The 24,652-nt window shown below is 45.0% G+C and carries 20 protein-coding genes; 6 read left to right on the plus strand and 14 right to left on the minus strand.

Features of this window, described 5'->3' with window-relative positions; all coding sequences use genetic code 11:
* Nucleotides 1-30: 30 nt before the first annotated feature.
* Together J2Z66_RS39160 and J2Z66_RS39165 are read right to left on the minus strand one after the other, a co-directional pair.
* Nucleotides 31-699: a TVP38/TMEM64 family protein gene (locus J2Z66_RS39160; protein WP_245376178.1), complete on the minus strand. Its 669-nt coding sequence runs from the start codon at nucleotides 697-699 to the stop codon at nucleotides 31-33.
* Between the two features lie 73 nt (nucleotides 700-772).
* Entirely contained in the window at nucleotides 773-2,779 is a 2,007-nt protein-coding gene (locus J2Z66_RS39165) for a sensor domain-containing diguanylate cyclase (RefSeq protein ID WP_209978976.1), read from the minus strand.
* Between the two features lie 356 nt (nucleotides 2,780-3,135).
* Between J2Z66_RS39165 and rpsD the strand changes: the two genes are divergently transcribed.
* Complete coding sequence (gene rpsD / locus J2Z66_RS39170) at nucleotides 3,136-3,735, plus strand: 30S ribosomal protein S4 (protein ID WP_209978978.1); 600 nt, start codon at nucleotides 3,136-3,138, stop codon at nucleotides 3,733-3,735.
* A gap of 753 nt (nucleotides 3,736-4,488) precedes the next feature.
* Complete coding sequence (locus J2Z66_RS39175) at nucleotides 4,489-7,578, plus strand: transglycosylase domain-containing protein (protein WP_312895005.1); 3,090 nt, start codon at nucleotides 4,489-4,491, stop codon at nucleotides 7,576-7,578.
* Nucleotides 7,579-7,674: 96 nt separating this feature from the next.
* Here J2Z66_RS39175 and acsA read toward each other — a convergent pair whose 3' ends face one another.
* Nucleotides 7,675-9,399, minus strand: a complete 1,725-nt coding sequence (gene acsA / locus J2Z66_RS39180; protein ID WP_209978982.1) for an acetate--CoA ligase — start codon at nucleotides 9,397-9,399, stop codon at nucleotides 7,675-7,677.
* A 233-nt stretch (nucleotides 9,400-9,632) separates the two neighbouring features.
* Here acsA and J2Z66_RS39185 point away from each other — a divergent pair, with 233 nt between their 5' ends.
* Both J2Z66_RS39185 and J2Z66_RS39190 read left to right on the plus strand, forming a co-directional pair.
* Nucleotides 9,633-10,271, plus strand: a complete 639-nt coding sequence (locus J2Z66_RS39185; RefSeq protein ID WP_209978984.1) for a GNAT family N-acetyltransferase — start codon at nucleotides 9,633-9,635, stop codon at nucleotides 10,269-10,271.
* Nucleotides 10,272-10,312: 41 nt separating this feature from the next.
* Entirely contained in the window at nucleotides 10,313-11,494 is a 1,182-nt protein-coding gene (locus J2Z66_RS39190) for an acetoin utilization protein AcuC (protein ID WP_209979032.1), read from the plus strand.
* 849 nt (nucleotides 11,495-12,343) lie between these two features.
* Here J2Z66_RS39190 and J2Z66_RS39195 read toward each other — a convergent pair.
* From J2Z66_RS39195 to aroA, 10 genes are all read right to left on the minus strand, one after another.
* Nucleotides 12,344-13,048 carry a 5'-methylthioadenosine/adenosylhomocysteine nucleosidase gene (locus J2Z66_RS39195; protein WP_209979034.1) on the minus strand — a complete coding sequence of 235 codons (705 nt, stop codon included), beginning with the start codon at nucleotides 13,046-13,048 and terminating at the stop codon, nucleotides 12,344-12,346.
* A gap of 79 nt (nucleotides 13,049-13,127) precedes the next feature.
* The gene (ccpA, locus tag J2Z66_RS39200) at nucleotides 13,128-14,132 is read right to left on the minus strand and encodes a catabolite control protein A (RefSeq protein ID WP_209978986.1); all 1,005 of its coding nucleotides are present in this window, start codon (nucleotides 14,130-14,132) and stop codon (nucleotides 13,128-13,130) included.
* 197 nt (nucleotides 14,133-14,329) lie between these two features.
* Nucleotides 14,330-14,737, minus strand: a complete 408-nt coding sequence (locus J2Z66_RS39205) for a hypothetical protein (protein ID WP_209978988.1) — start codon at nucleotides 14,735-14,737, stop codon at nucleotides 14,330-14,332.
* 126 nt (nucleotides 14,738-14,863) lie between these two features.
* Nucleotides 14,864-15,397 (minus strand): type 1 glutamine amidotransferase domain-containing protein, encoded by a 534-nt coding sequence (locus tag J2Z66_RS39210; RefSeq protein ID WP_209978990.1) that lies wholly within the window; start codon nucleotides 15,395-15,397, stop codon nucleotides 14,864-14,866.
* 2 nt (nucleotides 15,398-15,399) lie between these two features.
* Nucleotides 15,400-17,139 carry a phosphoenolpyruvate--protein phosphotransferase gene (gene ptsP, locus J2Z66_RS39215; RefSeq protein ID WP_209978992.1) on the minus strand — a complete coding sequence of 580 codons (1,740 nt, stop codon included), beginning with the start codon at nucleotides 17,137-17,139 and terminating at the stop codon, nucleotides 15,400-15,402.
* On the minus strand, nucleotides 17,136-19,025 hold the full coding sequence (locus J2Z66_RS39220; RefSeq protein WP_209978994.1) for a glucose PTS transporter subunit IIA: 1,890 nt from the start codon (nucleotides 19,023-19,025) through the stop codon (nucleotides 17,136-17,138). The genes ptsP and J2Z66_RS39220 overlap by 4 nt, the downstream gene beginning before the upstream one ends.
* Before the next feature lie 120 nt (nucleotides 19,026-19,145).
* Entirely contained in the window at nucleotides 19,146-19,790 is a 645-nt protein-coding gene (locus tag J2Z66_RS39225) for a hypothetical protein (protein ID WP_209978996.1), read from the minus strand.
* A 678-nt stretch (nucleotides 19,791-20,468) separates the two neighbouring features.
* Nucleotides 20,469-20,894: a CoA-binding protein gene (locus J2Z66_RS39230; protein ID WP_209978998.1), complete on the minus strand. Its 426-nt coding sequence runs from the start codon at nucleotides 20,892-20,894 to the stop codon at nucleotides 20,469-20,471.
* 13 nt (nucleotides 20,895-20,907) lie between these two features.
* Nucleotides 20,908-21,735: a C39 family peptidase gene (locus J2Z66_RS39235; RefSeq protein ID WP_209979000.1), complete on the minus strand. Its 828-nt coding sequence runs from the start codon at nucleotides 21,733-21,735 to the stop codon at nucleotides 20,908-20,910.
* 48 nt (nucleotides 21,736-21,783) lie between these two features.
* The gene (aroA, locus tag J2Z66_RS39240; protein WP_209979002.1) at nucleotides 21,784-23,079 is read right to left on the minus strand and encodes a 3-phosphoshikimate 1-carboxyvinyltransferase; all 1,296 of its coding nucleotides are present in this window, start codon (nucleotides 23,077-23,079) and stop codon (nucleotides 21,784-21,786) included.
* A 254-nt stretch (nucleotides 23,080-23,333) separates the two neighbouring features.
* On the opposite strand from aroA, the gene J2Z66_RS39245 reads away from it, so the two are divergent.
* Nucleotides 23,334-23,627 carry a rhodanese-like domain-containing protein gene (locus J2Z66_RS39245; protein WP_209979004.1) on the plus strand — a complete coding sequence of 98 codons (294 nt, stop codon included), beginning with the start codon at nucleotides 23,334-23,336 and terminating at the stop codon, nucleotides 23,625-23,627.
* A gap of 8 nt (nucleotides 23,628-23,635) precedes the next feature.
* On the opposite strand, the gene J2Z66_RS39250 is transcribed toward J2Z66_RS39245, so the two are convergent.
* Nucleotides 23,636-24,169, minus strand: coding sequence for a shikimate kinase (locus J2Z66_RS39250; protein ID WP_209979006.1), 534 nt, complete (start codon nucleotides 24,167-24,169; stop codon nucleotides 23,636-23,638).
* Between the two features lie 171 nt (nucleotides 24,170-24,340).
* On the opposite strand from J2Z66_RS39250, the gene J2Z66_RS39255 reads away from it, so the two are divergent.
* The gene (locus J2Z66_RS39255) at nucleotides 24,341-24,634 is read left to right on the plus strand and encodes a hypothetical protein (protein WP_245376179.1); all 294 of its coding nucleotides are present in this window, start codon (nucleotides 24,341-24,343) and stop codon (nucleotides 24,632-24,634) included.
* Nucleotides 24,635-24,652 lie beyond the last annotated feature (18 nt).

A 24,652-nucleotide genomic window follows, 5' to 3' on the forward strand; every position in this document is an offset into this window, starting at 1 on the left:
CCAGGCAAAAGACTCTTTTGCGGGAAGCCCCTATCGCTCTTCATCTTGTGCCTTGGAAGCAAGCCTTTTCTTAAACCAATTCCCGATCAACAACAGTATGACTAAAATCAAGAGCAGCAGCAGCAAGCGGTCTTTATATTTGCGGAAATGAAACAAATCATGGGCAATCATCGATTCAAGAAAAACAATTGGAATTTTACCAATTATAGTGCCCCATAGAAATTGACTGACTTTAATCCGGGTCAATCCCGCTGCCAAATTAATGGCCGATGAGGGGATGACTGGAATCAAACGACCCAGGAGTACATAGAAGAAACCTTGAGACTCCATTCGCTTGCTAAACTGAGTAATTACCGGAAAGCGCTGCAGCCTCCTCTCTACCCAACCATGACCATAATACCTGGCAAATAAAAAGCAGCAGACAGCCCCTAAAACCGACATGCTGTAGTTTACGATAAAACCCAATTTGAAGCCAAAAATAGCTACATTAGTGCCAGCTACCAGGACAAAAGGAATAAAAGGAAAAAAGGTTTGCAAAAACACAGCAACCATGCCAATGATTTTGCCATACCAGCCTAATGACTCTATATAAGCAGTTAATTGATGCATATTACTGTGGGTCAGCCTGACTCCGTTTCTCGTAAAAAATAAAAAATGGATAAGGACCACCAGAAGGACCAGCACGACCAAAATTATCAACAGCCGCCTTTTTTTAAGAAAAGCCAAAAAAAACAACCTACCTTTCCTTGCTCCGTCAGCTGCAAAGTCAGCGCTAGCCCATTTTGATCTGATTGCGCCCGCCATGCTTAGCTTGATAAAGTGCCATGTCAGCTCTATAGAATAAGGCTTCCACACTTATTTTTTTCTCTTCACAGCTCCAGTCAGATATCCCGCAGGATACAGTCACCGAGGGGTTCGTCTCCTTCATCACACGGGCCCGAATTTTTTCTGCAATCTCCTGTGTGTACTTATTGCTTGCCTGTGGCAAGTAAATAGCTAACTCCTCGCCGCCCCATCTTGCTGCAATATCGGATTTCCCGATTATCGTCTGGATAATGCAGCTTACTTGAATCAGAACTTTATCGCCAACCTGATGTCCATGCGTATCATTTACCTGCTTGAAATCATCAATATCCACAACGATTAGTGAGCCGCAATAGTCTGTCTTTTGCCTTATATTCGCCTGCTCGTCCAGATAATGCCGTGCATAAAGTCCGGTTAAATGATCTGTGATCACCATTCGATTGACTTCTGCATGAAGGGAAGCGTTCTTTATGGCCAATCCGATATGGCCTGACAAGACTTGAAGAAGCTTGTAGTTGTCGTAAGTAAAATAATTAGGTTCTCTATGCATAACCAGTATCATGCCCCCTACGTGCCCATTTACCTTTATTGGGGTGGCAATTAGGGAGCGTGCTCTAGTTAGCGCCTTCAGCTTCATATCGCCTCTAGCATGAACTCCGTAATCAGAGACGATAATTGGCTCCCTGGTTGCAAATAGAAAGTCTGAAAACTCCTGGTCCAAAATAAGCTTCTCGTCCGAGAAGGCTGCTGCATTGCTTGCTTGCAACAGCAGTTTCTCCTCGTCTTCATCCACTTGAAGAATACAGCAATAATCCGCACCGAAAATATGCGGCAGCTCCGAGCAGGCAAAATCAAAAATTTCGTCCAGTTTAAGACTTTCATTCAGCCTTTTTGTGATTTCATTAATCAGCCTGAGCTCATCAATCAAAAAATTCGATTGTTCATACAGCTTGGCATTTTCAAAAGCAGAACCTGCAGTATCAGCAAGCATAGAAATAAATTGGATGTCGGCAGCATCAATCTGCTGTTCTATTTGCAAATACAATATACCGTACACACCTTGCTTTCCAGAAAGAGGGGCAGCTATTTTACCGCCAGCACCAGATTGGCCGGCAGGCATCGCTGGTTCAAAGATTAAAAAACCATTTATAAAAGCTTTTGTACAAATATCGCCTTCAAACGTTTGGAAATTCAGCGGCTTAACTTGCAAGCTTGTGCTTTCGCTGTCTTGAGTAAGAAAGAGGTCGATCTGAATATTTGGATAAGCGCTGTGCATACTCTCAATAACTTCCGTTAAAACGGAATCGACGTCGATTTTGGCGTGCAGCTTCTTAGCCGCCTGAAAGAGAATGTCTCTTTTCCTGACTTCCAGCTCTCTTTTTTGCTGCTCACGCTTCAGTACAAGATTTTCTTGCTTTTCAACGAAAAGTAACGTGCTGTTTCTGAACGAATTCATCCATGTCATGCAGAAATTTATTAGCTTGTCAGGATTCCACTTTTCATAGGTAATAATACCTATGTGCCCAATACATTCACCTGTTTCTGTATATACGGACGCCGCATAGCTGGCACTTCCCAGCAGCAATCCCTGTTGTTCATGTTCTTCAAATTGTACAAAGCCGTAAGTCTTAGAAGCCATGCATTCTATAAATGCATGATTCCCCAGAGCGGGATCTTTCCAAGAATAACCCTTTGTTAAGGGAATCAGCTTGCCTATTTCTTCATTTGCGGCTGCATCAATAACCTCTAAATTCATATTAGTAAGAAGAAAAGCCGCTCCGGAGAATATCCTTTGGGGCTGGGAGTGTTGCAGCCAAAAACTAAATGCCTCTTGAAGAGAAGGTTGAACCGAGTCTGAGTCTCCACTATGCAATGACTTTACAGGTAACACCAGCCCATGCTGCAAAAAGTCTTCGCCATGCCGCTCATGTTCCATATGTTCTGGTTGTTTGGACTCATGAAGATGGTCGCTCATAAGCTTCTCCTTAATCAATAAAAGTTGAAGTGGCGTGCTTAGGTAGATTTACACCCCTATATCATACTATTTTTCTAAGCTCATTGCACTATTTATTCATTTATGGAAATGGATAGACATGGGTTAGGCACTTGACATCTTAAGATGTTTTTAATAGAATTAGAAGTCGAGTACCAACATGATTCCGGTGAACGTTTCTTGTGATCACCCTCACTGATTTTGCTCCTGCCAAGACAGCGGCTGAACTACTCTTGCCAGGGAGTCCAGAGGATTCTTTAGCAAAATTGGGCACATGAATTCACCAACACATCCTTGAACATCCAACCTATATATGAAAAAGAAGGAGTTTTTCCTACATGTCACGTTATACAGGTCCTAAATTTAAATTAAGCCGTCGTTTGGGTATTTCCCTAGGCGGTTCCGGAAAAGAATTGAAACGTCCATTCCCTCCAGGTCAACATGGTCCCGGACAACGTAAAAAGCTGAGTGGTTACGGTATTCAATTACAAGAAAAGCAAAAGCTTCGTCACATGTACGGCATGAACGAGAAGCAGTTCCGCAACCTGTTTGATAAAGCTTCCAAGATCCAAGGTATCTCCGGTGAGAACTTTATGGTATTGCTTGAAAGCCGTTTGGACAACCTGATCTACCGTCTAGGCTTCGCTAACTCGCGTTCAGGAGCTCGTCAATTAGTAGCTCATGGTCACGTAACAGTTAACGGTAAAAAAGTAGATATCCCTTCTTATACCGTATCAACTGGCGAAACGCTTGGCTTGCGTGAAAGAAGCAAGAACCTGTCTTCCATCAAAGAAGCACTGGCTAACCGCAACTATCTTCCAACTTACCTGGAATACAACGATTCTGCCCTTGAAGGTAAATACATCCGCCTTCCTGAGCGCTCTGAGCTTCCACAAGAAATTGATGAGAAGCAAATCGTCGAGTTCTACAGCCGTTAAAAAAAAACCTTTTGGGAATTTCCCAAAAGGTTTTTTTTTTGCAATATAAGAAAGTTTAAGTGTTTTACAGTAATAAAGCATAGAAGAGGGAAGAGTATACCCCGAAGCAATCTGCCCTCCTCCGAAATGATCTGGTGCTCCACTTAACGATGATTTTCATCGTTAAAGCAAGGTTGTGGAGAGGACCAGTGCTTTTAACGATGAAAATCATCGTTAAAAGCACTGGTCCTCTCATTTGCGCGTCCTCTCCATCCCTAGCGTCTGCGACCGATAGGAAATCTCCTCTACTCAAGAGAAAAACCCTTGCTGGCAGTCCGTTTGAGCTTGGTGTTCGTGCGATTGTTGCTAAAGAGAGGTAAGGGGTGTGGGAGGAAGAGCGATAGCGTCCGCCTTTAAAGATTTGTTCCTACCTCCTCATCTATTTCATTCAAGGGAAAAATCTTTAACAGCGGCTGGAGCCCACGTCACGAACACGCACATCAAAGGACGACGCAAGGCGTTTTCTTAATTTTCAGAGCCTCGCACCTCCTTTCACTGTATATATCATCGAATTACTGAAGCATCCCCTTTGTCAAAACCGCATACGAAATGATTCCTTGGTCGTTATAAATTCATTACAGTTTATGTTATAATATAAAATGGTCATGTAAGGAGGATAAAATAGAACTTATGCGGAAATTTTTCTCAAAACTTAATCAACCCTGGGTTAGAACTACCTTTAAAACATTGTTTTTAACCTTAAAGTGGACCCTCGTGCTAGTGTTATTGCTGGGGATTCTAGGTGGTGCCACGGCGTTTGGCTATGTGAGCGCGCTTGTGAAGAGCGATCCTGTTCGAAGCATGGACACCATTAAGAAGCAAATGCAGGAAAATGCCGAAACCGGCTTTGCTTATTTCAATGACGACTCAGTAATTGGGCAGCTAAGAACCGAGGAAGACAGACGCCTTATTGGTTTAAAGGATATTCCTCAAGTCGTGCTTGATGCCGTGCTCGCGATTGAAGACAATGATTTCTACGATCATAACGGTGTTGATTTAAGAGGACTCGTCAGAGCCGTTTCTCAAAAGGTTATGAACGAAGATGTGCAAACCGGGGGCAGCACCATCACTCAGCAGCTTGCAAGACGTGTATTCTTGACTTTAGATCGTGATGACGGACGGAAAGCCAGAGAAATCCTGCTCGCACTGCGATTGGATCGTTTGATGTCCAAAGATGAAATTTTGCTTGCATATTTGAATAAAATTCCATACGGCAGCGGCTCAACCGGTTACAACCTCTATGGAATCAAAGCAGCAGCAAAAGGCCTTTTTAACATCAATGACCTCAATGAAATCAATATTGCCCAGGCTGCTTATCTGGCAGGCATTCCTCAACAGCCGTCTAATTACTCGGCTTTTACCAGCACGCCTAAATTTGATGATGAAGCCTTCCAGAAAGCTTTAGTACGCCAGCGGCTTGTGCTCAAGCGGATGCTTGAAGAGCAAAAAATTACAGAAGCACAGTATCAGGAAGCTTTGAACTTTGACCTAAAAGCTTCTATGCCCCAACCGTCTCAAAAAGCCTATAATACATATCCATTTTTGATGATTGAGACGGAGCGTCAAGCTGCAGAAATTTTGCTGAAGCAGCAGCATCCTGAGGCTGATCCTAAGAAGAACCCGACCCTCTACAACGAAGCTCTTAAAGCTGTGCAAAATCAGCTGCTCCGGGGAGGCTATCAGGTTTACACAACAATTGACAAAACCATCTATGATTCCATGCGTGGTATTGCCGAGGATAAGAACAACTTTGCTCCGAAAGATCCTGTAAAAGGAACTGAGCAGGTTGGCGCGATTATGCTTGACAGTAAGACAGGAGCTATACTCGGAATGATTGAAGGCCGCGACTTCTTTGAGGAGCAGCTCAATCACGCAACCCAGGCTTACAGGCAGCCAGGCTCGACGATGAAGCCAATCGCAGCTTATATTCCTGCTCTTGATAGCGGCGCTATTCAGCCGGCAAGCGTTATTGACGATGTCCCCATCATTCTGAAAGATGGTGGAAAAGGTTATCACATTCCCGAAAACTGGGATAATAAATTCCATGGCTTGATCACAGCACGAAGAGCATTAGATCAATCTTACAATATTCCCGCTATCAAGTTGTTTACAGAAACAGTGGGTATTGATAAGGCATGGGAGTTTGCCAAGAAGCTAGGAATTAATTCGATCCAAGATGAAGACTACCAGGCGCAAACTGGCGTTATCGGCGGACTGAAGTATGGAGTTTCTGTCAAGGAGCTAACCCATGCCTTCGCAGCGATTCCTAACCAAGGCAAATACAACGAATCCTTTATGATTCGTAAGATTACCGATGCCAATGGTAAAATCATTTACGAGCATGAAGTTAAGCCCACCTCCGTCTTCTCGGAGCAAACGTCATATTTGATTACAGATATGATGAAAACTGTTATTAAACAGGGAACAGCAACCGACTTGAAGAAAAAATTCAAGTCCTATGGCAAAATCGAAATTTCCGGAAAAACAGGTTCGACACAGGAAGATGCCGACGCCTGGTTTGTAGGCTTTAGTCCAGATATTACAGTTGGAGTATGGATCGGATATGACCAGCCTATCCACAAGCTCAGCTCGAAGCTGAAGCAAACTAATCACGCCAAGGATATTTGGGCAAGCGTAATGAATATGGCTATTGAGAAAAAGCCCGAGCTTTTCCCTAATGATAAGTTCACTAAACCAGAGGGCATTGTCTCGGCTACGGTTTCGAATCTTTCGGGAAAACTGCCGAGTGCAGTGACAAAATCAAGCGGGCATTTGGTCACAGACATTTTCAACAGTAAATTTGTGCCTAAGGAAGTTGATGATGTCATGGTAAACATGCCTATTATCACTTACAATGGACTCAATTATATTGCCCATCCTGAGACACCTGAAGAATTCGTTACCCAAAAATTGCTCATTAAGCGGCAAAAGTCAATTGCTCAACTGCTGAAGGAACTTGGGGAAATTATGAAGAAAGTTCCAGCGAAAAATCGCAAATCACTGGATCGCTACAAACCGCTAGACTATCAAGATGATGCACCATCCGAAACAGACCCGCGTGTCGATGATGGGAAAGCACCAAATTCGCCTACAACGGTTATTGCGACTAAATCAGGCTCCCAGGCAGTCATTACCTTCCAGCCAAGCACAAGTACAGATGTTGTTGGTTATCGCCTGTATAAATCTGAGGGGCTAGGAAGCTTCAAAAGAGTAGATGGAAATATCATCGCTGGACAGGAAAGCAAGTTCGTCGTTCAGACTTCTGCCTCTACCATTGACGGGTATTATGTTACTGCTGTTGATGTGGGTGGCAAGGAATCCCCACCAAGCAAACAGGCCTTTACAGACGGCAGTTTCGGTGAAGATGATATTCCCCCGGGTGAGGATCAAACCTCACCTGGCAAGCCAGATCCAAATCAGGGTAATGGTACCGAGAATGGGTCAGGCAACGGTACTAACAATAACAATAACGGGAATGGTAACGGCAGTGAATCTGGGGGCAATCAAGGAACGGAGGGGCAAGGCAGTGCGTCTAAACCCTCCTCCCCAGCTGGCTTAAAAGCCAAAGAGGACGGCGCAGGTGTTATGTTCACCTGGTCTGCCAATCCTGGCAAGGAAAACGTCAAGCAATACATTTTGTATTACAGCGAAAAAGAAGGCGGAACTTATAACAAGCTGGGCTCCGTTAAAAATGCCACCGAATTTTATTATTATGCTATTACCTACAAAGGCTTTTATAGGCTCACTGCGATCAGTGATTCGGGTGAATCCTCCCCGTCACAAGTCTACGAGTTTAAAGGCTAGCACATTCGTCCACAGCATCAAAAAAAACCCTTTATCAGTCGGATATGCATCCGTCTGGCAAAGGGTTTTTTATTTGTGATAACTTGCAATCCGCTCTTAATCTTCGATCGTTGACAGATCTCCTGTAGGCAGGTTAAGCTCCCAAGCCTTCAGCACGCGGCGCATAATCTTACCACTGCGGGTTTTTGGCAGTTTATCCTTGAACTCAATTTCGCGTGGTGCGGCATGAGCAGAAAGACCTTCCTTGACGAACTTGGAAATCTCAGCTTTCAGCTCATCTGAAGGTGTATATCCTTCACGAAGCGCGATGAATGCTTTAATGATTTCTCCACGCATAGGATCAGGCTTCCCGATAACACCCGCTTCAGCAACAGCAGGATGCTCGACAAGCTTGCTCTCTACCTCAAAAGGTCCTACACGTTCACCTGCAGTGTTAATAACATCATCTACTCTTCCTTGGAACCAGAAATAGCCATCTTCATCACGGTAAGCTGAATCTCCCGAAATGTACCAGCCTGGAATACGGAAATACTCTTCATACTTAGCAGGATTATTCCACACCTTACGCATCAGGGAAGGCCATGGTGTTTTGATAGCCAGGTTACCCATGCGGTTAGGAGGAAGCTCGTTACCTGCATCATCCAAAATCGTCGCTTCAACGCCCGGTATCGGACGGCCCATCGAGCCAGGACGGATGGCCATGCTTGGATAGTTACAAATAACCTGAGCACCTGTTTCAGTCATCCACCAGGTATCATGAATACGCTGGCCATAGATCTTCAAGCCCCAACGGACAACTTCCGGATTAAGCGGCTCTCCAACGCTAAGCACATGACGAAGCGAGGATAAATCGAATTCTTTAACCGCGTCGTCGCCTGCACCCATAAGCATGCGGAATGCAGTAGGTGCACTGTACCAGACAGTAACTTTGTATTTTGCAATCGTGCTGTACCAATCAGCCGGACTGAACCGGCCGCCGCGAATAACGTTAGTCGCCCCATTCAGCCAAGGAGCAAAAATGCCGTAAGAAGTCCCTGTTACCCAGCCTGGGTCAGCTGTACACCAATATACGTCATCTTCTTTCAGATCCAATACAACTTTACCGGTGTAATAATGCTGAACCATTGCGTTATGAACATGAAAAACACCCTTAGGCCTGCCTGTTGAACCTGAAGTATAATGTATGAGCAGCCCGTCTTCCCGGTCCATCCACTCCAGCTCCAGCTCGGTTGAAGCTGTCGCCATTTCTTTGTGGAAGTCCACTTGCCCTTCAGCCAGCTCGATATCTTGTCCTACCAGAATAATATGTTTCAGGTTCGGCAATTCGCTTGTTGGTATACGGGAAAGCTGGCTAGGAGTCGTAACAATCGCAACAGCCGAGCTGTCTTCCAAGCGGTCCTTTACTGCTGTTTCCATAAAGGCTTCGAAAAGGGGACCTCCAATAGCGCCTACCTTTAAAATACCTAGAAGCGAATAGTAGAGTTCAGGCGTGCGGGGCATGAAAATAAACACACGCTCCCCCTTGCCAACTCCAAGCTTACGCAATACATTCCCAAACTGATTTGATTTCTCTTTCATTTGGGCAAATGTGATTGCCTCTTCGCGTTGATTGTCGCTGTAATACAATGCGATTTTGTCTTTTCTTAAGGAATCCGCGTGCCGGTCGATAGCTTCATAAGCCATGTTAACCTTGCCAGTCTCATACCAGGAAAAGTTCCGTTCAACGTCTTCCCAATTGAAGTTCTCGCGAGCATCTTCATAGCTTTTCATGTTAGGATTCGAAGCAACCGCTTCTATGATTTCCTCATTCAGTTGATCCATTTTCTAAATCCTCCTGACTAATTTTCAAAACGCTTTCAAATTCCATATTGTAGCTCGTTAACATATAATGGTTTTACGGCCAATCCTATTATAGCATATGCTCAATTTTTCGACTATTCCCTTTTCCTTCTTTTCAAGGGGATAAAAATTTGTTATAAGTGTACATAGGGTTACTAAGGCGAAATGACTAACGTGTAAGTTATCCTAAACTATTAAAAGGAGGGGCTACTGTTATGCAGCATGATAAACTGTATCACAAATACAGCTTCCTCCCTGCCCCCGAACGTTTGGAAATTGTGGTGGAAGGGCCTGTTACGCCAGAAAGCTTGAGCGGCTTAACGATGCATGCACAGCTTGACGCGTTTCGCAGACCTAAAGAGCAGCACGAAGCATTGGTAGAAATTGCCGGGTTGCCCGAGGGCAGGATCATTCTTGCTAGAGAAGGCTCAACCATTGTAGGCTATGTAACCTTTCATTATCCAGACGAAATAGAGAGATGGTCGGAAGGTAAGATGGAGGATCTTATTGAGCTTGGAGCCATTGAAGTCGCCGACGAATATCGTGATCTGGGTCTTGGCAAGAAGCTGATCAAGCTGGCTTTCTTCAAGGAACAAATGGAGAATGTAATTTGTTTTACAACAGAATATTACTGGCACTGGGACTTAGAAAATAGCGGGCTTAATGTTTGGGACTACCGGAAGATGATGGAAAAGCTAATGAAAAGCGTCGATATGGTCTGGTTTGCTACTGACGATCCGGAAATATGCTCGCATCCCGCAAATTGCCTGATGGTCCGCATCGGTAAGAAGGTGCCGCTCGCATCTGTTGAGCAATTCGATCGCATTCGTTTTCACCAGCGTTTCATGTACTGAGAAAGCGGACGGTTGGCTACAGGAGGAAAAAGCAAATGGGAATGACGACCAAGGATCCCGTATTTATTTACAATCATAACGAAATTCAATACAAATTTAATGATCGGCATCCCTTTGACCCGCAGCGTTTAGTGCTAACCGTTGATCTGTTAAAAAAGGCAGGAGTGCTTCCTGATTCAGTCATCAGAAGACCGCGTCCTGCCATGGAGCGGGAGCTGCTGCGGGTTCACACTTCCTCTTACATCGAAGTTGTAAAGGGGCTTAGCTATACGTCTCCAGAGGAGCGGTGGTTAAACGAGGCGAATCGCTTCGGGCTTGATACTGAGGACACGCCGTACTTTCCCCGTATGCACGACATCACTTCAACGATCGTAGGCGGTTCAATTACCGCGGCGGACATCGTTATGTCCGGAGAAGCTCCTCACGCACTCCATCTTGGAGGCGGTCTGCATCACGCTATGCGCAATAAAGGAGCTGGCTTTTGTGTATACAACGATGCCTCGGCCACTATTGCCCACCTGAGGGAGAAGTATGACGCCAGAGTGCTTTATGTGGACACGGATGTGCATCATGGTGACGGTGTGCAGTGGAGTTTTTATTCCGATCCCAATGTATGCACGCTCTCCATTCATGAGACTGGCAAATATTTATTCCCAGGCACCGGAGCTGTCAGTGAGCGCGGTGAAGGCGATGCATTCGGCACAAATGTGAACATTCCTGTAGAGCCTTATACGGAGGATGATTCGTGGCTGGAATGCTTCGGTGAGGTACTGACATCCGCCATCTCGCACTTCAAGCCGGATGTCATTGTCTCCCAGCATGGCTGCGACGCCCATGCCTTTGACCCGCTCGCGCATGTGCATTGCTCCATGCGCGTGTACAAGGCCATGCCAGAGCTAATCCATAGTCTTGCGCACCACTGGTGCGAAGGACGCTGGATTGCGCTTGGCGGGGGCGGGTACGACATCTGGCGCGTCGTACCGCGGGCCTGGAGCCTGCTCTGGCTCGTTATGAGCGAGCAGGCGTTATTGCATCAGCTGGACGCTGATCCGCAGCTGAGGCTGCCCCAGGCGTGGCTGGACGCCTGGCAGCCGGAGAGTCCTGTCCAGCTGCCTGAGGCATGGCTGGACCCGGTGAGCGACTGGGAGCCCATGCCCAGGCGCCAAGTGATCACTGATCAAAATAGGCAGAATAAAGAGATTGCCTTGTTGTACCTTAAATAATGCCGTGTAGCTAGGCAAATTATAATCAAGGCTCTATGATATTGACGTTTGTGACGTTTGTGACGTTTGATTTTCATAGGAATGACTGTGAAGTGCAAAAGGGATCGGCACAAGCATAAATATTGCTTGCAACCGCATCCCTTTTTACTATCCTGTGTGCTGCTCCGCAGATAATAAGCGCCCAATTCTCAGCCGCCCTCATACTTAAGTAATTTTTTTATATCAGCAGTGATGTTTTTCATCGTTAAATGATGGAATTCCTTGAAAGCTAGGTCTTTAACGATGTTTTTCATCCTTAACAGAGCTAATAACCTGAAGCCAGACTATTTCCGCCCACTTTAGTGATGTTTTTCATCGTTAAGTGATGTAATTCTAAAAATTCTGGCCAAATAGCGATGTTTTTCATCACTAACTATAGGGACGCACATTTCAACGGCCCCATCCTTTCTCTTTTCCTATTTCTACTTTACCAGGATACTGCTACGGTCATCACACTGGTTTATTCTTTTTAATTGGGTAATGGAAACAGCCCAAGCGAAGGCGCGGGAGGCTCATATCCCTCCAAAGCACACTTTTCAAATCATTTTCATCTTCCATGCAACTCCCCACTCTATTTTTCCATAAAAAAACTGCCGAGAAACGACCTCGACAGTGAATGGTTAGCTCTTTTACTGATATCATCTTATGCTCTACATTCGTGTTCCAAACGCTCACTCCATGCCCTTACTCCCCACGCCACTCTACGCCCATACTCCAGACGCTCACTCTACTCCCTTACTCCGGACGCATGCGCTAAGCCCTTACTCCGCACTTCCCTAAAAAGCTCTCAATTGCAGCCGCGCCATCAACTTACTCCAACTTGCGCACGATGTCCTCGACAATTTTGTAGGAGTTCTCAGCTGCAAGCAGCGTGAACTCAGCGAAATTGACATGTGCGGAGCCGTCCGCTTTGTCAGACATGGAGCGGATAATAACGAAAGGAATTTCGTTAATGGAGCATACCTGCGCTACAGCAGCCCCCTCCATTTCCACGCAAACACCGCCCAAATGCTGATGCAGATCGGCTACGACATCCCTATTTGCAATAAATTGGTCGCCGGATAAAATTCTCCCCCGCTTCACTCGTTCCGAGAACAGCTCATTGCCTGAAGCAACTGCCAGCTCGACAAGCTTGACATCAGCAGCAAATATCGATTTGTCCGCATACGGGATAATCCCCTTATTGAAGCCAAGCGCTGTCACGTCCATATCATGCTGCATACATTCATCCGAAATGACAATATCGCCAATATTTAGCTGAGGATCTAGCGCTCCTGCAACACCTGTAAAAATAACCGAATCTACACCATATTGATCAATGAGTATTTGTGTCGTTATCGCAGCATTTACCTTGCCTACGCCCGTTTTACACACGACAACTTCACGGCCAAGGAAAGTACCCTCATAAAAAGCTATACCCGCTTTGCTTGATGGCTTTGTGTGCTCCATATGCTGCAGCAAAAGCTCTATTTCTTCATTCATAGCTCCAATAAGCGCAATTCTAGCGAATCCCAATCCCATCAGCTTAATCTCTCCTTATCCAGGTGCTCTCTTTATCTAGGTTACACGTTACAAAAAAGAAAAAAATGGCTCATTAAACATGAGCCACCGAATTGCGATTAATAACTTCATGGGGTAAAATCACTTGATTATTATCAATCGTTTCTTTATTCATCAGCTTCGTCAGAAGTCTCATGGACACCGCACCAATATCATACATAGGCTGCGCTACAGTAGTCAGCATAGGCCTTACCATAGAAGCCATACGAATATTGTCTACGCTTATTACGGACACATCATCCGGTACCTTAAGACCATGGTCTTGAATCGTATGAATGGCTCCAATAGCCATTTCATCAGTTGCTGAGAAAATTGCTGTAGGTTTAGGATCAAGGGATAGGAAATACTTAGTTGCCTCTATACCTGATTCATACCGGTAATTTCCGACACGCACATAATTGTCTCGAATCGGTATTCCAGCTTCCTCCAGTGCTCTCTTGTAGCCTTGATAACGGGAATAGCCATTAGCTGGGTCTTCCAAAGTACCCGATATCATCCCAATATTACGATGCCCTTGGCTTATAAGTACATTGACTGCGTCAAATGCAGCAATCTCATGATCAATATCAACCGAAGGGAATGAATTGCCCTCTTCTTTGGTTCCACACAGAACAATCGGAACTGAGGAAGTGTTAAAAGCTTGAATATGATCCTGCGTGACAACGCCGCCCATGAAAAGAAGCCCGTCCACCTGCTTCTCAAGCAAAGTGTTGATAACACGAATTTCCTTTTCCTTCTTCTTATCGGCATTACACAGGATAATATTGTAGTGGTACATATTCGCGATATCCTCAATTCCGCGGGCAACCTCAGCGAAAATCGAGTTGGATATATCAGGAATAACGACGCCTACTGTTGTCGTTTTCTTACTGGCCAGTCCTCTCGCTACTGCGTTCGGACGATATCCGAGACGTTCAATAGCTTCAAATACCTTCTTGCGTGTTTGCGGCTTGACATTCGGATTATTATTTACAACCCGAGATACCGTTGCCATCGAAACCCCTGCTTCACGTGCTACATCATAAATGGTTACGGTCACGGCTCTCTCTCCATATCCCAAGAATATTCTGCGATCCTATCATATTACGATTATGATACGACAATTTTTGCCTTCTTGCAACAATATTGAAAGGCTATGAAATAATTCTACCCTATTTTCATACACATTTGCAATTAAGTCGATTTTTATTCGTCTCAGCTGTTGGCAATTTGTCATTTGTAATTAGCTAAAAACAATCAAGTAGTTATGGCATTTTGGCTAATTTGTGAAAGCCGTTTACGGGCATCGTCCATCCAAGGCCCATCTCCCAGGGATTGAGCTAGCAGCATGATATCCAACAGCTCGTTAATTCTCTCGGATACAATCTCTTCCACAGAATCGTTCATATGCTCTCTTTCGGTAACCTTAAGCAGTAAATAGGCAACTTCCGAAAGCTCATGGAAAAAGTATTGCTGCTTATCCGGCTTGCTTCCAAGCTTCCCGATCAGGGCTGTTAACTCAGGTTTTACATGGGACACCACTTCACTTCGGCCACATGCTTCACAGGAAAAAATAGGGACATTGTCGATGTCCACTTTATTCTGATAAATAACCGTACGCAGCCGAATGTTCATTGTACGGCCACATTTGCACTGCTTTTGCATCCGTTCCACTCCTTCATAGCAGGTGACAATTACATGATATTTCACATGTACTTCTTATTCTATTTTTAAACGTCTTTTCCTTCCGCAAAAAAATAGTAGTTTTTGTCACCAGCAGCAAAAAAAGGGTTAAGCGCGTAGGTAAGCAGCTAAAACCTCAACAAATTCCTTCGTAAAGGCTGGCAAATCGGGCGGGCGGCGCCCGGACACAATGTTGCGGTCGACAACAACCTCTTCATCAACCCAGGTAGCTCCTGCATTTTCCAGATCATCGCGAATTCCAGGAGTAGAGGTCATGGTGTATCCATTCACTATTTTTGCTGATATGAGCACCCAGCCAGCGTGGCAAATTTGAGCAATTGGTTTTTTCGCTTCATGGAACTCCTTAGTCAAACGAAGAACATCCGCATAGCGGCGAAGCTTATCAGGTGCCCAGCCTCCAGGAACGTACAAGCCTACATATTCAGATGACTTGGCTTCATCAAAAGCTAAATCGGTTGTAATGGGCACTCCGTATTTGCCATGATATACAGTCTTTGCTTTGGGTCCTACAATATCTACGATTGCTCCCGCTTCTCTTAAACGGAGAACCGGATACCACATCTCCAAATCTTCAAATTCATCATCAACAAATGCAAGCACCTTATTACCAGACAATTCCATATTCAATTACCTCCCCTAATGGTTTCTGTTTGCTCCGTTTTAGCCAGCAGCTCAATTATTTCTTCACTTGTCTTACACGCAAGAACGGCTTCCATAACCTCATGACACTTGGCATATTCACTGGTGAGCAGCCTGTGCTTGACCTGCAGCAGTGTATGCACCGAAATGCTCAACTCCTCAATGCCAAAGCCAAGCCAGATAGGTAAAGCCCGTATATCACCGGCAAGCTCACCGCATACACCAACAGGAATGCCTACCCTGCGGGCTGAATCGATTATATGCTTAAGGAGCCGAATCACAGCCGGATGAAAAGGATCGTACATATGTGCGATATTCTCATTCATTCTATCCACAGCCAACACATACTGTACAAGATCATTCGTGCCTATGCTCAAAAAGCTGACTTCACTCGCCAAAATATCAGCAATTAACGCAGCAGCCGGAACTTCAATCGTAACGCCAACTTCGATCTTCGCGTTGAAGGGGCGCCCTTCTGCTCTCAGCTCATTTTTGGCTTCTTCCAACAAAGCATTAGCCTGCCTAACCTCATACAGCGAAGTAATCATGGGATACATGATTTTAACATGGCCGAAGGTGCTTGCGCGAAGGATAGCCTTCAATTGCGTTTTAAACAACTCCGTTCGATTCAATGAAATCCGGATGGCCCTGTACCCGAGAAATGGATTGTCCTCCTTAGCCAGCGGCATATAATCAAGCTTCTTGTCGCCGCCTATATCTAAAGTACGGATTACAATAGGACGACCCTTTAACTCGATAGCAGCATGCTTGTAAACCTCGAACTGTTCATCTTCACTAGGCAATGATTCTCTATCCATGTACAAGTATTCGGTACGGAATAAACCAACACCGGAAGCCCCATTGCGCATAACCTGGCCGATTTCCTTCACAGAATTGATATTCGCATGTAGATGAATAATTTTGGAATCCAATGTCATTGGTGGCAAGTCAGCGATATTTTGCAAACTCTCTTTGAACTGCAGCCAGCTGTTTTTGGTAGCCTTGTAGCGTTCGATCGTCGCTTCATCAGGATTAATATAGACAGTGCCATCTTGACCGTCCACAATCAGGAAATCGCCGTTCTGAATAGGCCTCAAGAGCTTTCCTTCAAGCCCCAGAACGAAAGGAATGGACATAGCTCTGGACATAATAGCAACATGGGAGTGTGTGCCTCCCAGCATCGTAACAAGTCCCAGCACTTTGGAAGGGTCCAAATGCGCTAATTGCGAAGGTGTCAATTCTTTTGAAACCAGGATGTATGGATAATCTGTCGGTGGTACGGTCTCATCAAGGTCACCTAACAAATGCTTAAGCAGCCTGTTTCCTACATCCTTAATGTCCAGAGCACGCTCTTTCATATATTCGTCGTCAATCAGATCGAACATCCCGACGAACTTGTCTATGACTTCTTTGACAGCTACTTCCGCGCCTTTATACTGGCGTTCAATGATCCCCTGAATTTCATTCATAAATATCGGATCTTCCAGGATAGCCAGATGAGCGTCAAAAATATAGGACTGCTCCTGACCTACTACCTCTTTGATTTCCTGCTTGATCAGCTCAAGCTCATCCTTGGAAGAACGGATACCGTCATATAATCTTTCAAATTCATATGCCATATCCGTAACATCAATCATTTTCTCCGGAAAGTCCCATTCCCATGTTGGAATGATGAAAGCCTTCCCCATGGCGATACCAGCTGAAGCTCCAATTCCCTTAATCATCCGTGAGTCCCCCCTGATGCTTTTGGATTTTTCAAGACAACGGACATCACTGATTTCTGGCCCTTTTTCACTGATTTGAACGGAGCAAAGCTCCATGATTGGACCATCTCTGGGTTCGTGACGATCATAGGAGTGGCCAGTGAGGTTGCGAACTTTCTAATTTTGTTAACATTAAACTTGACCAACAATTGACCTGGCTCCACCGTGTCTCCTTCTTTCACAAAAGCAGTGAAACATTTCCCCGGCAAATTAGCCGTATCAATACCAATATGCAGCAAAATCTCCAGTCCTTCCTCCGTAGCGATACCTAGAGCATGCTTAGTCGGATAAATGTGCATGATTCTACCGGCGACTGGCGAGACGAGTTCCCCTTTCTCCGGAAAGAATGCGACCCCATTCCCTACCAGCTTAGATGCAAAAATTCGGTCTGGCACCTCTTCAATTGGAATCATGCGACCTTGCATGGGTGAATGAAATAGCACCAGCTCTATATCTTTGCGTAGAACCTTCATGATCTCTTCCCGGATAAGCTCCGAGAAAGTACCGAACACAACCTGTACATTGCCACCCCCTAAGCGGATGACCCCTACCGCCCCCAAATGCTTAAGGGCAGTGATGTCCAAGAGGCGATCGTTAACTAACGTCAGCCTTAATCTGGTAATGCACGCTTCAATCTTTTTGATATTATCCTTACCTCCGAGAGCCTGAAGAATAAGAGGTGAGCGGTACGGAATATCTCCTGCCCATTCCTCCAGAGAAGATCCTTCCTCCCGGCCAGGAGTAGGTATCCGAAAACGGCGAATTGCCCAACGGAACAAAAAGTAATAAAGCAAACCAAATCCTACTCCTATTGGAAGCAGCAGCAATCCGTTATGAGATAAATGCTCATTAATCACATAATCAATTGCTCCTGCTGAGTAAGAGAACCCATGATGAATGTCCAGCTCATAAGAAATCCACATTGCCACACCAGACAATATAGCATGGACGACAAACAGATATGGCGCAACAAATAAAAAAGCAAACTCAATAGGCTCGGAAACACCAGTTAAAAAAGAGGCTAATGCTGCAACAAGAAAGGTTGCCTTGATCTTCGGCTTTAAATCTTCTCGCGCTTCATGAACGATGGCGAAGGCAATCGCCGGTAAAGCGAACATCATGATGGGATATAAGCCGGCCATATAAATACCCGCTTGCGGGTCCCCCGCGAAATAGCGCGGTAAATCGCCGTAAACCATAACTCCGTCCCCTGCGTCATATTCACCCAACTGAAACCAGAAAAAATTATTTAAAATGTGATGCAGGCCTGAAGGAACAAGCAGACGATGGGCAATTCCATATAAAAAGGAGCCAAAACCGCCTAATCCCAGCAGCCAGCCGGAGAACTTCTCCATCCCTATTTGCAAAAGTGGGCCGACACCGATCATGATATAGGAAACGATCAATGTAGTTAAACCCATAATAAAGGGGACGATCCGTGGTCCGCCGAAGAATTGAATATATTCCGGAAGCTTGAATTCCTTATACCGATGGTGAATGATAGCTGCAAGCAGTCCAATCAGTATGCCTCCAGATACACCTAACTGAAACTGATCACCAAGCTCATGCTGGACAAGGCTTGTAAACATAAAGTAGCCAAGCATAGCAGACATGCCGGCAATTCCAGCACTTTCTGTCAAGCCCAGCGCTACTCCCACAGCAAAAATGATCGGAAGATAATAAAATATAGTGTTTCCTGCAAGTACAAGTAATTCTCCTAGCTTGGATGCATGTATGGCCTCCCAGGGAAGATCACCAAGACGCAGCAGTATAGCGGCAACAGGCAGCGCTATTGTGGGCAGCATTAAGGAACGACCAAGCTGCTGCAAATTTCCCATCCAGTTCAAACAAATGCTACCCCCTCTCTATTCAAATCGTAAAGCTTGTTTGGACTTTTGTCAAAAATAAAAAAACGGACCCTTTTTTAGGAGTCCGTTTCTTCAGGTTTCTTCACAATCTAGCCGATCTTAATAGGCAGAATTGAAACCGAATTGTTGAGCATTGTTATTAATGCCAGTGTTGTAGCCTTGTTGAGATCCTTGTTGGGATCCTTGTTGAAATCCTTGTTGAGCTTGGAATCCTTGTGTGTTATATCCGCCTTGAAAACCACCCATTTGTTGTTGTGCAGGTGTTTGCGAGTCGGAACGCAAGTAGCTGTCGTGGCCGATTTGATTGCCGCGGTAGTTAGCTGTGTGGAAAGCTTCTGGGGAAGCTTGATTGTATTGTTGATTTCCAGCTTGGCTGCTCATTTGATTGCTGCTGCGGAAATTATAAGGGGATTGCGAGAACCCGAATTGACTGGAAGTATTCATCCCAGTATTGGCATTGCTGTTCCCGTAGGAGGAATATCCACCTTGAAAACCTTGCTGTTGTGCAGGAGTTTGGGAATCGGAACGCAGGTAATTATCGTGGCCAGCTTGGTTGCCGCGATAGTTTGCTGTGTGGAAAGACTGGGAAGGTTGTTGTTGTCCGTACCCTTGGTTGCCTTGAATCGCGTTCTGACCATAAAAGGATTGAACGTTTCCTACAGGCTGATAGGACTTTTGAAAACCTTGGTTTTGGGATCCCATTCCAAAGGAAGAAGAACCGAAATTGTTTGAGTTGCTATACATGCTTGTAAATCCTCCTTTAAATTCTTTTATACTTGCGCCTCCGTTTTGAAGACTCTAATATTCTCTCCGGCTATTCGATTAATTATTTATGGTAGCTGCTGGAATAAAATAAAAGCCTTACGGCGACCTTTGATATGCGTGATCGTGATTTTGGAGCGTTGCGGAGGGAATGGCTGTGGGCTCCAGCCGCTGTTAAAGATTTATTCCCTTGATTGGAATGGATGTGGTGGGTGGAATAAATCTTTAAGGGACTTTCTCTTGGTTAGTGGAGATTTCCTAGCGGGTACAGGCACTGGTTGGATGGGCGTCCACGCCACTAAGGTGCGCAACTGGAGGATCTGCTACTTTAACGAACTTTAACGATGAAAATCATCGTTAAAATCCCATTTATACCCCTAGAGTTGGTAGCGTCCCTCATTTAACGATGAAAAACATCATTAACGTGGCGTATTACCTGGAAACACTTGTTTTAACAATGAAAAACATCGTTAAGTGGAGCTCAACTCCCTTCCGTGGAGCTCACGCTCATTTCGTTGGGACAAGCGCTCATTTCGGCGGAAGGGCGGGCTGCTGCTGGAGATGAATTGTCAAATTTGTTTTATCGCTCCTCAGGAGTAATTTTCAAAAAAAAAAAAAAACCGCCCACTGGGAATCCCCATTGGCGGTTTTCATCGATCCTTATTTATTTCTTGGATTTAGAATAGCATCCTCTACTTTAATGCAGCGGTCCATGATGACATCAAGGCCGCCCTGCTTGGCAACTGCCGCGGCTTCTTCATTAATAATATCAAGCTGCAGCCAGAACACCTTGGCTTTAATCTTCACCGCTTCTTCGGCTATCGGCACGACTTGATCCGCCCGCCGGAACACATTGACAATATCAACAGGATCCGGAATAGCTGATAACGAAGGATAGCATGGCTCCCCAAGTATCACATCTGCATTCGGATTAACAGGAATGATGCGGTAACCGCGATCTTGCATGGCTTTGGCAACCATATACGAGGTTCTCTCCGGATTATCTGAAAGACCTACTACTGCAATGTTCCCAGCTAATGCCAACATTTGTTTAATATATTCCCGAGACGGATTTTCATGTGCCACATTAAAGCCTCCTCTATTTATTATAGGTAATCCCTTGTTTCCCCATTGCTTCCCAGGTTTGGATAAATTGCTCTTTATTGACCGCAAAAGCCTTTTTGCCATTAGTAGGGTCGTTCAAGTACACATTGTTTTTATCATACCCTACTAACAGAACCGCATGTTCGGAAAAAGTTGTTTCGATTTTTCCTAGCGATGTTTCCCAGGATACCATCTTGGTAGGGAGCTTATAATTAATTGTTGTCCACACCACAATTGGAATACCATCAGCAACATGCTGCTCGTAAGACTCAAACGATTTGTTAGTCAAATCAACAGCAGTGGGCATATAGCTCTTAAGCAGCGGAAATAAACCTGCGTGATAAATCCCGAAGCCCATTCCTTTTCTAGTTACATCTCCCACAAAACCAACATTCGGATTACCCCAATACTTAATCGAGCCGTTTGCATGTAAGACGGCTTTCGTTTCATCCTTTGGCATTTCTGCGGCAAGCTCCATTTTACTTTTCTCTATGCCTGCAAACTGCAGCAGCATAGCCAGACTTGTAATTTCGCAGCCTGCAGGAAGCTCAGGATGCTGCATAATGGCTGGAGCTTCGATCATCGCCGACTCCGGCTTTTTCTTGATTGGCAAAGGTGTTGGCGCTGATGTGGATACTGGCAAAGGTGCAACCGTTTGAGATACTGCTGCTAGAGGCATATTGGGATTCTGATAAAACAGGAAGGCGTCCTCACCTTTAAACTTAGCATACAACAGCATCGTAAAAACCCCGCTGGCAAACACTAATCCTGCGATCAAAAGAAAGCCGAAAGTCACCTTTAGCCCCTGCCATAGTATAGTCATGCTGCATCACCCGTTCATAATATTAAATGCTTTAAGCCTTATGAAGCCCTAATCTTCTACAAGTTCAACATGGGCTCCAATCGATTTTAAATGATCAAAAAATTGCGGGTAGGATTTAGCCACATGATGGGCATCATGAATGACAAGACCTTGTGCGGAACGCAGCCCGACAACGCTTAATGCCATAATAACGCGATGGTCAAAATGAGCATTAATCTCTACGCCACCCTCTACGCCTTGTGGACGACCATGAACGATAATTTCGCTCTGACGCTCCTCCACGTCGGCACCTGCCTTGCGAAGCTCGTTAAGGAAATCCGTGATCCGATCACATTCTTTGTAACGGAGATTCTCCACATTGTAAAACCGTGATGTACCTTCAGCAAAAACAGCTGCTGCAACCATAGCCAGAACGGCATCCGTGAAATGATCCCCATCGAACTCTCCAGCTTTTAACGTGCCGTTGCTCTGTACATGAACCGTTCCGTTCTCATGCGTCAGATTCACATTCATAGCCTTGAGAACATCGACACAGGCTTTCTCCCCTTGTTTACTATCGGTTTCCAAACGCAAAACCTTTACATCTGAGTTTGTAACTGCCGCGGCTGCAAGAATTGCTGCCGAACCCGGATAATCGCCTTGAACTACGTACTCTTTGGCTTGATAGGCTTGTCTGCCAGGAATTTTATAATGCATTAAATCTTCGCTGGCATGAATAATAATTCCTGCTTGCTCCAACACCTCCAATGTTTGTCCGATAATGACCTTCGACTTCAAATCATGCAGTACTTCGATTTCACTGTCTTCTTCCAGCAGTGGCGTCATAAACAGCAAAGAGCTAAGAAATTGGGAGCTGACGTTGCCAGAAACCTGGATTTTCCCTCCCCGGGGCTTGCCCCCTTTAATAGTTATCGGCAAACGACCGTCCTGATGTTGTAGCTGAATACCCATTTGTTCCAAAGATTGAATTAAATCATGATGCGGACGTTTACCTAATGATTGTGGATACGTATTGACAAAGGTTACATCAGGGCAAAATGCCGCTATAGACATCAAAAATCGAAGAACAGCTCCGGCATTGCCCACATTAAGCTCAGAGACATGCTTAGGGTGCTTGCCAAAGCCTGTTATTACAATTTTCTCCTCATCTTCCTCTACAATAGCCCCAAGATCGCGTATGCAGCGTCTCATAGCATCGCTATCCTCACTATGCGCAGGGTAATAAATAGTGCTGGTTCCTTCTGCTAATGCTGCGATTAACAAATAACGGGTCGTATAGTTTTTGGAGGACAGGGCATTGATTTCCCCTTGAAGCTGATTGCTTGGTTTTACTATGGCTTTCATGACTTGTATCTCCCTTCCAAGGTAGCGGCTGACGTTATCCTCTTTTGAACGATTGTTTAAGGACAAACGCGTTTGCCTAAAGTGCCAGAAAGTATATAATTAACGATATGCTTCCTGATATTGTTGTATATGTTTATTACAATGATTGATAGCTTTACTAGAAGCTGAATGCTTTACTGCAAAATGAAACCTATGATAGACTTTTAAGAGGGCTAGGCCCTAAATTGAGACAAAGACGAAGGAGGCTTGCAATCATGGAACTAATACTTCCCCAAGAAATTAAAGACCGCCTTGCCAAAGGTGAAGAGCTTACTATCGTTGATGTGCGTGAAGATGACGAAGTTGCAGCCGGCATGATCGCAGGAGCACAGCACATCCCACTCGGAGAACTGCCTGACCGGCACACTGAAATTAAGCAAAACGGAGAAGAAATCATTCTTGTATGCCGCAGTGGCAATCGCAGTGGTAAAGCACTTAATTATCTAGAAAGCCTCGGTTACAAGGGCTTAAAGAATATGACTGGCGGGATGCTTGAGTGGGCTGAATAGGTGCTGAATTATGGCATAGCCTTCAACTGTATCGCCTTCAACCGCTTCATAATAATCCGGGCTATTCTTTCAGGTGACAGCTCGGAAGTATCAATCGTCATATGAGCAAAATCATAAGCCTGTTTACGCTGTTCCAATAGAGAATGAACACGCTCGTCCAAATTACCCTGCAGGAGAGGACGGCTTTGATCGCTGCTTACTCTACGAATAATTGCTTCAGGAGATGCAATAAAAGCTACAACAAAGCCGTTCTTCAACATGCAGGAGCGGTTCTTCTCAGCAAGGACAGCTCCACCGCCCGTTGCCAGCACCTGGTGCTCTTCGGCCAATAACTCCTCTATGGTCTTAGTTTCTAGGGAACGGAAATACGCTTCACCACGAGCTTCGAACATCTCGGCAATAGTCATCTGTTCCTTTTGTTCGATCATTGCATCTGTATCGGTAAAGCTCCAGTTAAGCTGCTTGGCCAGAAATTTCCCGACTGTTGATTTCCCTGTTCCCATAAATCCGATTAAAACGACATTATGCCTGTGCGATTCCATGTTTTTTCACCAAACCTATCGTTGTAAACTTTTCATATCATACCATAAGCTCCTCTTCCCTGAATACAGCCTTTAAATAAATCGCTACCTTTTGTGAATAAATTACAGATAACGTAGTAAAGATGAAACATAGGGAAATAATCGCGAGTATGATAAGGAGAGATGATAGCTTTGAACCCAACTCGTCTATACCAGAGCCCTCACCAAGGCAGATTAGAACGAATTCTTCATCCAAGCTACCAGCTTTGCAAAGATGATGTCATCTGGATACTTGAGTTTATTAAGAAAAAGGTGGCTGAAGAAGACCCGCAATTACTAGGTCTTGCTCAGCCACGCTTAATGAAAAACTTTCACTATTTTGCCGAAGTGGCGATGATGCTCATTCACCGCAGAAACGGCTTCGATCAAGAAGCCGACCGGTTGAAAATGTGGCTTCGAGAAGCCGCATACGGTATTCAAAGCTAGCTATTTATCCGGCTGAAA

Origin of the sequence: Paenibacillus eucommiae (assembly GCF_017874215.1) — a bacterium.
GTDB classification, from domain to species: domain Bacteria; phylum Bacillota; class Bacilli; order Paenibacillales; family NBRC-103111; genus Paenibacillus_AI; species Paenibacillus_AI eucommiae.